This is a genomic window from Halomonas sabkhae, assembly GCF_030409265.1.
GTDB classification, from domain to species: Bacteria; Pseudomonadota; Gammaproteobacteria; order Pseudomonadales; family Halomonadaceae; genus Halomonas; species Halomonas halmophila.
In genome coordinates this window covers 297,972-311,032 of the sequence record NZ_JAUFPM010000008.1, presented here as the reverse complement: position 1 = coordinate 311,032, position 13,061 = coordinate 297,972, and the positions used below count along the sequence as shown (strand labels likewise).

The following is a 13,061-nucleotide window of genomic DNA, read 5'->3' as shown; positions in this document are numbered from 1 at the left end:
CCTATACGTCTTCATCCATAAGCTCCGCTTGTGCCTGCTGTCTTTCGATCTCTCTGTGGCGGTCAACAAAATCCCCACCCCAATTATCACCCCTGACAATATTCTTAAAGTTATTGGACTGCATCATAAGTTGATTTTTCTGATTCTCATATTCACTACTTCTTCCTCTAAACAACAAGTCAAAGTGAATAATCAACTCCTTGGTATCTTCCAAAAAACCCACTTCTTTAAGCTTCTTTATAGACCTGCTGACTTGGGGACGGGACATTCTGCAAAGCTCGGCAATATCTTTTTGCTTTATAGTAATTCTGTTGTGGTAGTCAAGATGACCTAGCAAACACAAAAAAACCAAATAATCAGAACCGCCAAGTTTCATTTTGCTAAGCTGGTTATATAGTGTCTTTTCTTCTCGCCCCATATCTTTCCCCTTTTTTATTGTGTTTATTTTCTTATCTATGGTGTCGTGCCTATTGACAATCTTGTTGAAAAGCCCTTTAAAGCCTCCATCACTTCCCAGGCTACCTAAAAAACTTGCACCATATATCTTGATTTTTTTATTATCCATGGTATAATGAACTCCTGTTGAATTGTTATTTTCCTACCGGTTTGCGGCCGAAGGTTTATATTATCATAAAGTTAACAAATATGCAACTTTAAACTTGCATTTTGTTAACTTTTTTTGTATAGCTGGCATTTTAAGTTGAGCATATAATCAACTTTTCAGGAATAGAGTTGAGTATATGCTCAAAGAGTTGAGTATATGGGCAACTAAAGTTGAGCATATACTCAACTGGTGTTTTTTTTATACAGTAAAAGTGCTGCACATATGACACAAAATCTTTGCTTATTGCTTGTTCAACCGATGTATTTTTTTGTTGAAAACCACATGAAGCCTTCGGCTCTTTTTTGTTTTTAATCCTATGCGGTGGCTTCGCCACCTAGTTATTGAAGAAGGAAATGACTGGACTTCAACTGTAAACACCAAAGTCCTCGATTTTATATTTTTTTAATATTTCGTTATTCCTTAGCTTGAAGCTTCCAACGAAAGGGAACCCTCCAAACTCCTGTTCTTTTTCTGCTGACACTATCATAACGACAGACTTCACCGACTCATCTTTTTCACTATCAAAAGTAAATGAGATGCCATTTTCTTTAAAAAACTTGTTGACCTTTAGCCTTCCATCTTCTTTGTAGATGAGTCTCAAGAGCTCATCTATATTTTTAACTTCAAGACTTTCGGACTGTTTAGCTTCTAGCCTCTTGACCTCGCTTTCAAGATTTTCAACTTTTTCTTCTGCTTCCTGAAGCTTCTTGATTATTATTTTAGGTATAAAGGTTTCGCCTTCAATGGATTTTTCAAGATTTTCTAAAACGTTTCGCTCTTTATTCAAACTCTCAACGACTTCTTCCCTCTCCTTCTTTGACTCAGCCTCATTCCTTTCTGTGAGAAGTCGCTTTATTTTGTCAACTTCTCCGAAATGAACACCTTCAACGTCATCAAATTGTAGGATTTTTTCTACAAAAGAGATGAATACAGCAAGGCAATACTCAAACCTGATTGAGTGATTCGGACATTTTTCCTTCTGCTCTTTATGTTTGGCACACTTCAAGTAATTATATATTTTCCCTTGCGGGTTTTTATTCCTTGTAAAAATCATCGTGCTACCGCACTCGCCACATTTGACACAGTGCCTAAAAATATTCAAGCTACCAGTGCTCTCGTTGCCATACTCCTTTTTGTTTCTCCGCTTCCTCATCGCATCAACTGCTTCAAAATAAACGGTCTCGCTTATTATAGCAGGGTAGTAGTTAGGTATATATTTATCAAAAACTTTTTTACCATTCTCCCTTTTTTGTGCCATATAATAGCCAGCGGGATATTTGTTTTTCACCATTAGGTCTACATGACGGTTCCGCCACTTCCTCTTGCTCCACTCATTAACTTCTCGTATAGTCGCAGTAACACCTTTATATTTCAGATTATTAAATATATACCTTATTTCTTCCGCTTCGTCTTCGACAACCCTGAACTTCCCATCAACGACCTCTATTCCATAGGGTGTATTGTTTGAGCCGTTGAATACTTTCCCTTCTTCCGCCAACCTCTTTGATTTGTTCCATGCTGAACGGCGACGTTTGCTTTTCGTCTCACTTTCTTCGTTTGCTCTCTTTGCAATGAGACCTATCATTAAGTAGTTTTCTAGATCTTTGCTTTTATCTTCTAATGAATAAAGCCTCTCGTCGTTAGTTGTGTATATCTTGACTCCTTTCTCAAGTATTCCATACAGTGTCGTTGCAGTTTTGTTGAGTGCCTGTCTGCTTATCCTGTCAATACTCTCTATAACAAGAAAATCACCTTTTTTGATTTCCTCGCTTTCAATCTTTTCAAGTATTTCCGAAAACTTTCCTTTTTTGATGTTATCGCCTCGAAAGGATGACACCCCTTCGTCTGTGAAGATTTCTTCGATCTTGACCTGGAAACGGCTTTCAAATGCTTCCAGCGGGCTTCTCTGCCTCTCTATGCTGTCGCCCGTTGCTTGGACGGCTGACGAGTAGCGAACGTATGCGATTGCCTTGTTCATGATCAGGGTGCTCATGCCATTCATATTGTTTGACTATACCACCTCCCGTTCTCCATGGGCTCGCGCATGACTTCCAGCACATGGCGCGAGAACTCCGGCAGCTCGTCGAGAAACAGCACGCCGTGGTGCGCCAGCGAAATCTCGCCCGGCCTGGGACGCGACCCGCCGCCCACCAGCGCCACGGCACTGGCCGTGTGATGCGGCCCCCGGAACGGCCGACAGCCCCACTGTTCGGCCAGCGGCAGGCCGCTGACCGAGCGCACCGCCGCCACTTCCAGGGCCTCGTCATCACTCAGTGGCGGCAGTATGCCGGGCAGGCGGCTGGCCAGCATGGTCTTGCCGGTACCCGGCGGTCCGGCGAACAACAGGTTGTGGCCGCCGGCCGCCGCCACTTCCAGGGCACGTCGCGCCTGGTGCTGGCCGCGTACCTCGCACAGATCCGGCTGCGGCGTATCACGCCGCGGAGGCGCCTGCAGCTGGTGCACCGGGAGCTTTTCCTGACCCAGCAGATGGGCCACCACCTCGAGCAGATGCTCTGCCGGCAGCACCTCCAGATCCCCGGCGAGCGCCGCCTCATCGGCATTGGCGCGCGGCACGACCAGTGAGCGGCCGGCCTGACGCGACGCCATGGCCAGCGGCAGCACACCACTCGCCGGGCGCAGGCTGCCATCCAGTGCCAGCTCGCCGACGCATTCCAGCCCCGCCAGGGCCTCGGGCGGAATCTGCCCGGAGGCCACCAGCAACCCCAGGGCAATCGGCAGATCGAAGCGGCCGCCCTCCTTGGGCAGGTCGGCCGGCGCCAGATTGAGGGTGATACGCCGCAGCGGAAACTCGAACCCCGCGTTGACCAGGGCACTGCGTACCCGCTCGCGACTCTCCTTGACCGCCGCCTCCGGCAGGCCCACCAGGGTGATGCCCGGCAAGCCATTCGAAAGGTGGACCTCCACCAGCACCTCGGGCGCCTCCAGGCCGAGGCCCGCCCGGGTGCGAATTATCGCCAGCGTCATCGGCGTTCCCTCGCGCCACCAGTCCGTGAGTCATCCTTGCGTTGACTGTCAGGCTAGACCAGTGGCGGGACGCCTGCCCGCGATTCAGCGGTGTGCCGATTCCGTGTCGTCGGCACCCTGGTTGCCAGCTTGCTCGGGACTCGCCTCGGTAGTGCCCGGGTGCGGAGTCTCGGCGGTGCCTGCCTCCAGCGCGGGCTCGCTGACTTCCTCGGCGTCGGGGTCGCTGGCGGCCACCGAGGCGTCGAGGGCGTCTTCCAGGGCGGCGACCTGCTGTTCAAGGGCTTCGACGCGGCCGCGGGTGCGTTGCAGCACATCCATCAGGATGTCGAAGTCTTCCCGCGAGACCAGCTCGAGGCGGTCGAAGGCGCCCTTGACGACCTGGTGCACGCCTTTCTGGACGTCTTCCGGTGCCTGGGAGGCACCCTGCAGGCGCTCACCAATCTGCTGGGCCAAACGGCCGATGCGATCCTGACTGACCATCTTGTGTCTCCTGAACGACGTATGGGGATCCTCCTGACAGGATACGCAAGGCGCCCGCGCCGCGCATTCTTCTCTCCATGCACGCACCATGCGCCAGACGCTCGCCCATGGTGCGCTGCACCAGAAAGCCGGCACCAAAGTAGTGCGATGGCGCCGGCATGCGTGTCGCCCGGCATCCATCCAGCCGGCTCATTTCGCTCGCATACACCTGAAAATAAAGCGTTATCCCCTTACTGGCATGGTTTGCGCTACTGCCTTGCAAAACATGCACCGTGCGGCATCGCGCCTCACACTTCGATAATCACAAGGGGAACACCGGTATGAAACTGATTACCGCCGTCATCAAGCCCTTCAAGCTCGACGACGTTCGTGAGGCCCTCGCCGACAATGGCGTTCAGGGCATCACGGTCACCGAGGTCAAGGGCTTCGGGCGCCAGAAGGGGCATACAGAGCTGTATCGCGGCGCCGAGTACGTCGTCGACTTCCTGCCCAAGGTCAAGGTGGAGATCGCCGTGGACGATGACCGCCTGGATACCGTGCTGGAGGCCATCTGCAATGCCGCCAACAGCGGCAAGATCGGCGATGGCAAGGTCTTTGTGACGCCTCTCGAGGACGTCATTCGCATTCGAACCGGTGAGCGTGGCGGCGACGCCGTTTGATCGCCTCCCAGCTTCCTGCCTGTTCCCGATACGGAGACGCTTGTCATGACTGAACTCGCCTATGCACTCGATACCTTCTACTTCCTGGTCTGCGGCGCCCTGGTCATGTGGATGGCCGCCGGTTTCTCGATGCTCGAGGCCGGCCTGGTGCGGTCCAAGAACACCGCCGAGATCCTGACCAAGAACATTTCCCTGTTCGCCATTGCCTGCACCATGTACCTGCTGGTGGGCTACTACCTGATGTATTCCAGCGGAGCCGGTGGTGTCATCCCGAGCCTCGGCTTCCTGCTGGGCGGCGAAAACACCGTGGAAGCGGTCACCGCCGGCGGCGATGGGGCGCCCTACTACTCGGCCCGCGCCGACTTCTTCTTCCAGGTGGTGTTCGTGGCCACCGCCATGTCCATCGTCTCCGGCGCCGTGGCCGAGCGCATGAAGCTGTGGGCCTTCCTGGTCTTCAGCGTGATCATGACCGGCTTCATCTACCCGGTCTCCGGCTACTGGACCTGGGGCGGCGGCTGGCTGGCCGAGGTCGGCTTCTCCGACTATGCCGGTTCCGGCATCGTGCACATGGCCGGTGCGGCCGCGGCCCTGGCCGGCGTGCTGGTGCTCGGCCCACGCAAGGGCAAGTACGGCAAGAACGGGACGATCTACGCCATCCCCGGTGCCAACATGCCGCTGGCGACCCTGGGTACCTTCGTGCTGTGGCTGGGCTGGTTCGGCTTCAACGGCGGTTCCGAGCTGAAGGTCTCCGACGTGGCCTCGGCCAACAACATGGCCCAGGTGCTGGTCAACACCAATGCGGCGGCGGCCGGTGGCGTGATCGCGGCATTGGTCCTGGCCAAGGTCTGGTTCCGCAAGGCCGACCTGACCATGGCGCTCAATGGTGCCATTGCCGGTCTGGTGTCGATCACCGCCGACCCGCTGTCGCCGAGCGCCCTGGGCGCCACCCTGATCGGCGGCTTCGGTGGCCTGCTGGTGGTGGCCTCCATCGTGACCCTCGACAAGCTCAAGCTGGATGATCCGGTGGGTGCCATCTCGGCCCACGGCGTGGTCGGCGTCTGGGGGGTGCTGGCGGTGCCGCTATCCAACAGCAGCGCCAACTTCGGCGCCCAGCTCATCGGCATCTTCGGCATCTTCACCTGGGTCTTCGTGGCCAGCCTGATCGTCTGGCTGATCATCAAGGCCGCTATGGGTGTCCGCGTCAGTGAAGAAGAAGAGTACGAGGGTGTCGACCTGGCCGAGTGTGGTCTCGAGGCCTACCCCGAGTTCAACGTCACCAAGAAGTGACGCCGCACTGCCACAGGAAAGTGCACTCAAGACCCCCTGCCAAGGGGGTCTTTTTTATTCTGTTCGCTGCAGGTGTATGCTCTGTCACAATGAAGCCTGCAAGCACGGCGTGCAGCGCCGTGGGCACACGAACCACGCGAGGACAAGACCATGAAACTGGTGACCGCTATCATCAAGCCGTTCAAGCTCGACGACGTCCGTGAATCCCTCTCCGAGATCGGCGTCCAGGGCATCACCGTCACCGAGGTCAAGGGCTTTGGCCGTCAAAAGGGCCACACCGAGCTCTACCGTGGTGCCGAATACGTGGTCGACTTCCTGCCCAAGGTCAAGCTCGAGGTCGCCGTCGACGAGGACATGACCGACCAGGTCATCGACGCCATCACCCAGGTGGCCAATACCGGCAAGATCGGCGACGGCAAGATCTTCGTCACCCCGCTCGAACAGGTCATCCGCATCCGCACCGGCGAAACCGACAAGGACGCGGTGTAATCTCAGGTAAGAGGTAAGAGGTAAGAGGTAAGCCAGGCTCAACCCCACAACCTTGAGTTCCTAGGGTTTTCTTCCCTCTCTCAGCGGCGCAGCCGCGTTCTTCAGACTTCCCGCCCGGACAACGTCCGGGCGTTCTTTCAGCTTATAGCTCCGGGCGCTGCCCGGCAGGGTTTTCTTCCAGCTTAAAGCTTACGGCTTATAGCTCCGGGCGCAGCCCGGGTAGCCCGGGGCCGGGTCATTTCTCGACGAAGGCGCGTTCGATGACGTAGTCGCCGGGGTCGCCCATACGCGGCGAGATGTTGAAGCCGAGTTCGTCGAGCAGGGCGCTGGTCTCGTCGAGCATCGCCGGGCTGCCGCAGATCATGGCGCGGTCCTGCTTGGGGTCGATGACCGGCAGGCCATGGTCGTCGAACAGCTTGCCGCTGCGGATATGGTCGGTCAGGCGGCCGGTGGTGTGGAAGTCTTCCCGGGTCACGGTCGGGTGATAGACCAGCTTCTCGCTGATTTCCTCGCCCAGGTACTCGTGAGCCGGCAGCTCACTGGAAATGAAGTCGCTGTAGGCCAGCTCGCTGACGCTGCGCACGCCGTGGACCAGCACGATCTTCTCGAAGCGCTCGTAGGCCTCGGGGTCCTGGATCAGGCTCAGGAAGGGCGCCAGGCCGGTGCCCGTCGAGAGGAGGTAGAGGTTGCGGCCGGGCAACAGATCATCGGTCACCAGGGTGCCGGTGGGCTTGCGGCTGACCTTGACCGTGTCGCCGACCTGAAGGTGCTGGAGTCGCGAGGTCAGCGGGCCATCCGGCACCTTGATGCTGAAGAACTCGAGGTGATCCTCGTAGTTGGGACTGGCCACCGAATAAGCACGCATCAGCGGCTTACCGTCGACCTCCAGGCCGATCATCACGAACTGGCCATTCTTGAAGCGCAGGCTGCGCTCCCGCGTGGTGCGAAAGCTGAACAGCGTGTCGTTCCAATGGTGAACACTGAGAACTTCTTCTTCGGCAAACTTGCCCATCTTGTCACCCTCATATTCCATGAGCGCATATGCGCGCCACTCGATCTTTGCAATGAATTCTAAGCAAGGTCAGAATATCTGTTAAATGGATTGTATGGATAAAGCTTATCTATAATCTGGATATATGAGTCGGAGACAAAGCCATGCGCTATACCCTGCGTCAGCTCGAAGTGTTCGTCGCCGTGGCGCAATACGAGAGCGTTTCCCGCGCCGCGCGGGCCCTGGCGCTCTCGCAGTCCGCGGCCAGTACCGCCCTGGCCGAGCTCGAACGCCAGTTCGATTGCCGCCTGCTGGACCGCATCGGCAAGCGTCTCAAGCTGAATGCCCTGGGCTTTCAGCTGTTGCCCAAGGCGGTGGCCCTGCTCGATCGCGCCGAGGAGGTGGAGGAGCTGCTGCGCGGCCAGCAGGGCATCGGCACCCTGGATGTGGGCGCCACCCTGACCATCGGCAACTATCTGGCGACCCTGCTGATCGGTGATTTCATGCAGCGTCATCCCGGCAGTCGCGTACAGTTGCAGGTGCGCAACACGCGCACCATCGTCGAAGAGGTACGCCAGCACGAGCTGGACCTCGGCTTGATCGAGGGGCAATGCGAGGAGGACGACATCATCACCCAGCCCTGGGTGGAGGATGAACTGGCGGTGTTCTGTGCGCCGAGCCACCCCCTGGCGCACCAGGGGCCCGTCGAGCTGGACCGGCTACTGCGGGAAGCCTGGATCATGCGCGAGCAGGGCTCGGGCACGCGCCTGACGCTGGAGCAGGCGGCGCGTCATCGCCGCGGGCGCTTCAACACCCTGCTCGAGCTGGAGCATACCGAGGGGATCAAGCGAGCCGTGGAGTCGGGCCTGGGAATCGGCTGTGTCTCCAAGCTGGCGTTGCGCGATGCCTTCCGCCGCGGCAGCCTGGTGCAGATTCCGACGCCGGAACTCGATCTGAGCCGTCAGTTCTCCTTCATCTGGCATCGCCACAAGTATCTGGCCATCGGCATGCGCGAGTTTCTCAAGCAATGTCGACACATGACGGAGGGCATCCGCAGCAGTGATCAGATCGACCTGCCCTACTATTCTTGATCTTGAGCTGACGATGACCCGGCGCTGACTTCATCGAGCCTGCGTGGGGGCGTCGGTCTTTTTCGACACTGCCTGAGCGCCCCCATCTCGGCTAGGATGGGGGCCTGCCGGCAGGGAGCGCCGGTGCAACCTCGGTCGCCTCGATCGACGTCAATCGGAGGACTCGACATGCAACAATTCCTGTTGCCACGCGCCCCGCTCAGGCGCGGCACGCTGTTGTGCTGCCATTTTCTCATCCAGCTCGGCCTGCTGACGGCCACCCTGCTGTGGCTGCTGCCGCTGACGCCCTGGCTCGCCGACACCTCCTGGCAGGCCGCCTGGCCCACCCTGCTGCCGGGGAGTGCCGCCTGGCTCCTGGCCATGCTGCTCACCCGCCTGATCCTCGAGCTGGGCCTGCTGCCCTACCATCTGGCACGCTCCCAGCGCCAGGGCCTGGCGGCGGGTGACATGATCACCCGCTCCTACGAGCGGCGCCCGGCCGTGCACGACGAGCAGCGCGCCTGGACGTCCCGGACCAGCGCATTTGCCATGGACGAAGAGGCGGTCGGCAGTGCACGGGTCACTCAGTCGGCCAGCCGACCGCGCGGCGCAGCCGTCACGAACGATGATACGCCGGGCTGAGCTCGTGCAGGGCGTCCAGGAAGGCGGTGACGCTGTCGGGATCGGTAAACTGGCTGATGCCATGCCCTAGGTTGAAGATGTGGCCGGGCCCGCTGCCGTAGCTTTCCAGAATGCGCGCCACCTCGGCGCGAATCGCGCTGGGGTTGGCGAACAGCACATTGGGGTCGAGATTGCCCTGTAGCGCCACCCGCTGACCGACCCTTGCCCGGGCATCGGAGAGTTCGGTGCTCCAGTCGAGGCCCAGGGCATCCGCGCCGCTGTCGGCCATGGCCTCGAGCCATTGCCCGCCGTTCTTGGTGAACAGGATCACCGGCACGCGGCGCCCGTCGTGCTCGCGGATCAGGCCGTCGACGATCTGTTGCATGTAGCGCAGCGAAAACGCCTCATAGGCCGGCGTCGACAGTGCACCGCCCCAGGTATCGAAGATCTGCACCACCTGGGCACCGGCGCGGATCTGGGCGTTGAGGTAGTCCGTCACGGCACGCGCCAGGACGTCGAGCAGGCGATGCATGGTCTGCGGGGTGTCATAGAGCATGGCCTTCACATGGCGGAAGTCCTTGCTGGACGCGCCTTCCACCATGTAGGTGGCCAGCGTCCAGGGACTGCCGGTGAAGCCGATCAACGGCACCCGACCGTTCAGCTCGCGGCGCACGCTCGAGACGGCATTCATCACATAACCCAGGTCGCGCTCGGTGTCCGGCAGCGTCAGGGCGTCCACGGCCTCCGGGGTACGCACGGGCTTGCGGAACTTGGGCCCCTCGCCCGTCTCGAAATAAAGGCCCAGCCCCATGGCATCGGGGATGGTCAGGATGTCCGAGAACAGGATGGCCGCATCCAGCGGGTAACGCTCCAGTGGCTGAAGGGTCACCTCGCAGGCCCAATCACGGTCCTGGCAGAGGTTCATGAAGCTGCCCGCCTGAGCACGCACCTCGCGGTATTCCGGCAGGTAGCGGCCCGCCTGGCGCATCATCCAGACCGGCGTCCGGTCAACGGGCTGGCGCGCCAGGGCACGCAGCAAGCGGTCGTTGTCGAGTTCCATGCGTTGGCTCATCCACGGAAAATGTGGCGGCCATTGTAACCCATCCAGCGCCACCGTGAGCCGGCGCCACCTTCCTGATAGAATGAGATCATCCTGACGACCATGCCCGGTCCTTCATCGAGGTACATCGTGACGATTCGCTATATCGCCTCTTCCCGGCTTCCCACTCCCTGGGCCACCTTCACCATGCACGGCTTCGAAGACGAGGCCACCGGCAAGGACCATATCGCGCTGACCCTGGGCGATGTCGCCGACGGCCAGCCGGTGCTGGGCCGTGTGCACTCCGAGTGCCTGACCGGCGACGCCCTGTTTTCCATGCGCTGCGACTGCGGCTACCAGCTACAGGAAGCCCTCAAACGCATCGCCGAGACCGGGCGCGGCGTGCTGCTGTATCTGCGTCAGGAGGGTCGCGGCATCGGCCTGCTCAACAAGATTCGCGCCTACCACCTGCAGGACCAGGGCGCCGATACCGTCGAGGCCAACGAGCAACTGGGCTTTTCTGCCGACCTGCGCCGCTACGACCTGTGCCTGCCGATGCTCAAACACCTGGGCATCGACGCGCTCCAGCTGATGACCAACAACCCGCGCAAGGTCGAGGCTCTGACCCGTGTGGGGGTCGAGGTTACCGAACGGGTGGGCCTGACCACCGGCCTCAACCCCCACAACGAGCATTATCTGAGTACCAAGGCCGGAAAGCTGGGGCACATGATGGCGCTGGGCGATTTCACTGCGGCAAGCGACGTGGACACGGAACGCAAGCCTTGAAGCCGCCCGGCGGCAGGCAAATAGCCTCTTTCAATCGGCTCGATCAAAATGTTTCGGTATCGTTAAATTTAGCAGGCTAATAAAGTGTGTGGCATCAAACGTCGCAAACGAGGATGACACGATGAAAACCGCACTGATGACCACTACCCTGCTGCTCACCGCACTGCCGCTGGCCGCCCAGGCGGGCCAGGCCTCCGAACGGACCCAGCAGCTCAACGAGCCGCTTTCCGCCATCAGCCAGCATGCGGCGAGCGCTCAGGTGGAGGCCGATGTCGAGTCCGACCTGGTCGCCGGCGGTGGCAGCGCTGCCATGGCCCAGGCCCGTGCCGAGCTGCGCGCCAAGCAGCAGCATGAGACCGATATCGCGGTCAGCAATGACCCGCTGCAACCGGCGCGTGAAGCCACCACCTGATCAGGACCAGGGCCAACCGGCACCTTCCTGACACGACAAGGCCCCTCGCGAGGGGCCTTTTTGCGGCTACCCGCTCAGCCTGTCTGCTGCTCGCTGCGCGACCCGCCGCTACCCCAGAAGATCCGCATCAGCATGGCGGCCGCCAGCAGCGCGGCTATCCCCGCCAGCGCCCCCATCAGCGCGCTATTGGCGAGGCCGGCGACAAAGAAGGCCAGGATGCCGGCCATACCGGCACACAGTGCATAGGGCAGCTGGGTCCGCACATGGTCGATATGATCACAGGAAGACCCCGCCGAGGACAGGATGGTGGTATCGGAAATCGGCGAGCAGTGATCGCCGAAGATCCCCCCGCTGAGCACCGCCGCGATGGCCAGCGGCATGGGCAGCCCCATGGCCTCGGCGACCGGCATGGCGATCGGAATCATGATGGCGAAGGTGCCGTAGGAGGTGCCGGTGGTGAAGGCCACCAGGGCCCCGATCAGGAACAGCAGGACCGGCACCAGGCTGGGCGCAATACTGGCCTCGGCCAGGGTCACCAGGAAGTCGGCCGTGCCCAGTTCGGAGGTCACGCTGCCGATCGACCAGGCCAGCGTCAGGATGATGTAGACCAGCGTCATGCTCTTGATGCCGGCAACCACCAGATCCATGGACTCGCGGAAATCGAACAGCCGCTGCTGCATGCCCATGGTCAGGCCGACCACCACTGCCACGAAGGTGGCGGTCAGGATCGACAGGCCGCCATTGGCCTCGCCCACGGCGGTGACCAGGTCATTGTCGGGATAGTTGCCGGTCCACAGGAACATCGGCGGAATCATCAGCACCAGCACGCCGATGGGCACCAGCATGTTGCGCTTGCGCGCCTGGGCCTCGGGCACCACTTCCATCTCGGCCACTTCGCGGTCGGACGGCGGCGTGGCATCCGGGGCCAGCACCTCGCCGGTCTTGCGCGCACGACGCTCGGCTCGCGCCATGGGGCCGAAATCCCACTGGGTGAAGACCACGAAGGCGATCAGCCCCAGCGCCAGCCAGGCATAGAAGTTCAACGGAATCGATGCCAGATAGATCAGGTACTCGGAGCCGCTGATGTTCATCTCGGTCAGCTGGGTGCCGATCAGCCCCATCACGAAGACCACCCAGGTGGAAACCGGGCCCAGCAGACACATCGGCGCCGAGGTCGAATCGACGATATACGCCAGTTTTTCCCGAGAGACCTTCATGCGATCGGTGATCGGCCGCATCACGCTGCCCACGGTCAGGGCATTGAAGTAGTCCTCGAAGAAGATCAGCACGCCGAGCCCGAAGGTCGCGCCCTGGGCGCCGCGCGGCGAGGCCACACGGCCCGAGATGGCCCGGGCGATGGCCTGGGCGCCACCGGTGCGCTGCAGTACCGTGATCAGCACGCCGAACAGGCCGCAGTAGATCAGCACGGTGACGCTCCACTCGTCGCCGACACTGGGGATGATGAAGTCGTTGAAGCTGCTGTAGAGCCCGGCCGCCGGGTTGCCGCCGCTGAGCATGGTCGCACCCAGCCAGACGCCACAGAACAGCGCCGGAATCACATTGCGCGTCACCAGCGCCAGCACGATGGCCAGCACGGGTGGCAGGAGGGAAAGCGCACCGAAGGACATCTCGGTTTCT

The 13,061-nt window shown here is 59.6% G+C and carries 13 protein-coding genes and 1 pseudogene; 7 read left to right on the top strand and 7 right to left on the bottom strand.

Annotation, left to right across the window (positions count from 1 at the left end; translation table 11 throughout):
• Nucleotide 1: 1 nt before the first annotated feature.
• The 4 genes and pseudogenes from QWY79_RS07360 to QWY79_RS07345 all read right to left on the bottom strand — a co-directional run bounded on the left by QWY79_RS07360 (nt 2) and on the right by QWY79_RS07345 (nt 4,069).
• Entirely contained in the window at nt 2-565 is a 564-nt protein-coding gene (locus QWY79_RS07360) for a MarR family transcriptional regulator (RefSeq protein WP_290271377.1), read from the bottom strand.
• Between the two features lie 403 nt (nt 566-968).
• Nucleotides 969-2,582, bottom strand: a complete 1,614-nt coding sequence (locus QWY79_RS07355; RefSeq protein WP_290271375.1) for a recombinase family protein — start codon at nt 2,580-2,582, stop codon at nt 969-971.
• A 44-nt stretch (nt 2,583-2,626) separates the two neighbouring features.
• Nucleotides 2,627-3,589 (bottom strand): annotated as a pseudogene (locus QWY79_RS07350) (YifB family Mg chelatase-like AAA ATPase); the annotation flags it as partial.
• Nucleotides 3,590-3,673: 84 nt separating this feature from the next.
• Nucleotides 3,674-4,069 (bottom strand): accessory factor UbiK family protein, encoded by a 396-nt coding sequence (locus QWY79_RS07345; RefSeq protein ID WP_290271373.1) that lies wholly within the window; start codon nt 4,067-4,069, stop codon nt 3,674-3,676.
• A gap of 320 nt (nt 4,070-4,389) precedes the next feature.
• Here QWY79_RS07345 and QWY79_RS07340 point away from each other — a divergent pair, with 320 nt between their 5' ends.
• From QWY79_RS07340 to glnK, 3 genes are all read left to right on the top strand, one after another.
• The gene (locus QWY79_RS07340) at nt 4,390-4,728 is read left to right on the top strand and encodes a P-II family nitrogen regulator (protein WP_141319485.1); all 339 of its coding nucleotides are present in this window, start codon (nt 4,390-4,392) and stop codon (nt 4,726-4,728) included.
• Nucleotides 4,729-4,773: 45 nt separating this feature from the next.
• Entirely contained in the window at nt 4,774-6,015 is a 1,242-nt protein-coding gene (locus QWY79_RS07335) for an ammonium transporter (protein ID WP_290271370.1), read from the top strand.
• A gap of 150 nt (nt 6,016-6,165) precedes the next feature.
• On the top strand, nt 6,166-6,504 hold the full coding sequence (gene glnK / locus QWY79_RS07330) for a P-II family nitrogen regulator (protein ID WP_141319489.1): 339 nt from the start codon (nt 6,166-6,168) through the stop codon (nt 6,502-6,504).
• A gap of 235 nt (nt 6,505-6,739) precedes the next feature.
• Here glnK and QWY79_RS07325 read toward each other — a convergent pair whose 3' ends face one another.
• The gene (locus QWY79_RS07325) at nt 6,740-7,516 is read right to left on the bottom strand and encodes a ferredoxin--NADP reductase (RefSeq protein WP_141319491.1); all 777 of its coding nucleotides are present in this window, start codon (nt 7,514-7,516) and stop codon (nt 6,740-6,742) included.
• A gap of 143 nt (nt 7,517-7,659) precedes the next feature.
• Between QWY79_RS07325 and QWY79_RS07320 the strand changes: the two genes are divergently transcribed.
• Nucleotides 7,660-8,586: a LysR family transcriptional regulator gene (locus QWY79_RS07320; RefSeq protein WP_141319493.1), complete on the top strand. Its 927-nt coding sequence runs from the start codon at nt 7,660-7,662 to the stop codon at nt 8,584-8,586.
• Nucleotides 8,587-8,754: 168 nt separating this feature from the next.
• Complete coding sequence (locus tag QWY79_RS07315; protein WP_290271362.1) at nt 8,755-9,207, top strand: hypothetical protein; 453 nt, start codon at nt 8,755-8,757, stop codon at nt 9,205-9,207.
• On the opposite strand, the gene hemE is transcribed toward QWY79_RS07315, so the two are convergent.
• On the bottom strand, nt 9,182-10,246 hold the full coding sequence (gene hemE / locus QWY79_RS07310) for a uroporphyrinogen decarboxylase (protein WP_290271360.1): 1,065 nt from the start codon (nt 10,244-10,246) through the stop codon (nt 9,182-9,184). The genes QWY79_RS07315 and hemE overlap by 26 nt on opposite strands.
• A gap of 129 nt (nt 10,247-10,375) precedes the next feature.
• Here hemE and ribA point away from each other — a divergent pair, with 129 nt between their 5' ends.
• Nucleotides 10,376-11,011 carry a GTP cyclohydrolase II gene (ribA, locus tag QWY79_RS07305; protein ID WP_290271358.1) on the top strand — a complete coding sequence of 212 codons (636 nt, stop codon included), beginning with the start codon at nt 10,376-10,378 and terminating at the stop codon, nt 11,009-11,011.
• Between the two features lie 121 nt (nt 11,012-11,132).
• A complete protein-coding gene (locus QWY79_RS07300; RefSeq protein WP_290271356.1) occupies nt 11,133-11,423 on the top strand; it encodes a hypothetical protein in 291 nt (96 codons plus the stop codon).
• 74 nt (nt 11,424-11,497) lie between these two features.
• On the opposite strand, the gene QWY79_RS07295 is transcribed toward QWY79_RS07300, so the two are convergent.
• On the bottom strand, nt 11,498-13,051 hold the full coding sequence (locus QWY79_RS07295) for a Na+/H+ antiporter NhaC family protein (protein ID WP_290271354.1): 1,554 nt from the start codon (nt 13,049-13,051) through the stop codon (nt 11,498-11,500).
• Nucleotides 13,052-13,061: the final 10 nt, after the last annotated feature.

Bases quoted from the DNA above. Each gene is read 5' to 3' on its own strand.
- QWY79_RS07355 (WP_290271375.1), bottom strand. From the start codon at position 2,582: ATGAACAAGGCAATCGCATACGTTCGCTACTCGTCAGCCGTCCAAGCA.
- QWY79_RS07340 (WP_141319485.1), top strand. From the start codon at position 4,390: ATGAAACTGATTACCGCCGTCATCAAGCCCTTCAAGCTCGACGACGTT.
- QWY79_RS07335 (WP_290271370.1), top strand. From the start codon at position 4,774: ATGACTGAACTCGCCTATGCACTCGATACCTTCTACTTCCTGGTCTGC.
- QWY79_RS07360 (WP_290271377.1), bottom strand. From the start codon at position 565: ATGGATAATAAAAAAATCAAGATATATGGTGCAAGTTTTTTAGGTAGC.
- QWY79_RS07300 (WP_290271356.1), top strand. From the start codon at position 11,133: ATGAAAACCGCACTGATGACCACTACCCTGCTGCTCACCGCACTGCCG.
- QWY79_RS07295 (WP_290271354.1), bottom strand. From the start codon at position 13,051: ATGTCCTTCGGTGCGCTTTCCCTCCTGCCACCCGTGCTGGCCATCGTG.
- QWY79_RS07320 (WP_141319493.1), top strand. From the start codon at position 7,660: ATGCGCTATACCCTGCGTCAGCTCGAAGTGTTCGTCGCCGTGGCGCAA.
- QWY79_RS07325 (WP_141319491.1), bottom strand. From the start codon at position 7,516: ATGGGCAAGTTTGCCGAAGAAGAAGTTCTCAGTGTTCACCATTGGAAC.
- QWY79_RS07345 (WP_290271373.1), bottom strand. From the start codon at position 4,069: ATGGTCAGTCAGGATCGCATCGGCCGTTTGGCCCAGCAGATTGGTGAG.
- glnK (WP_141319489.1), top strand. From the start codon at position 6,166: ATGAAACTGGTGACCGCTATCATCAAGCCGTTCAAGCTCGACGACGTC.
- hemE (WP_290271360.1), bottom strand. From the start codon at position 10,246: ATGGAACTCGACAACGACCGCTTGCTGCGTGCCCTGGCGCGCCAGCCC.
- QWY79_RS07315 (WP_290271362.1), top strand. From the start codon at position 8,755: ATGCAACAATTCCTGTTGCCACGCGCCCCGCTCAGGCGCGGCACGCTG.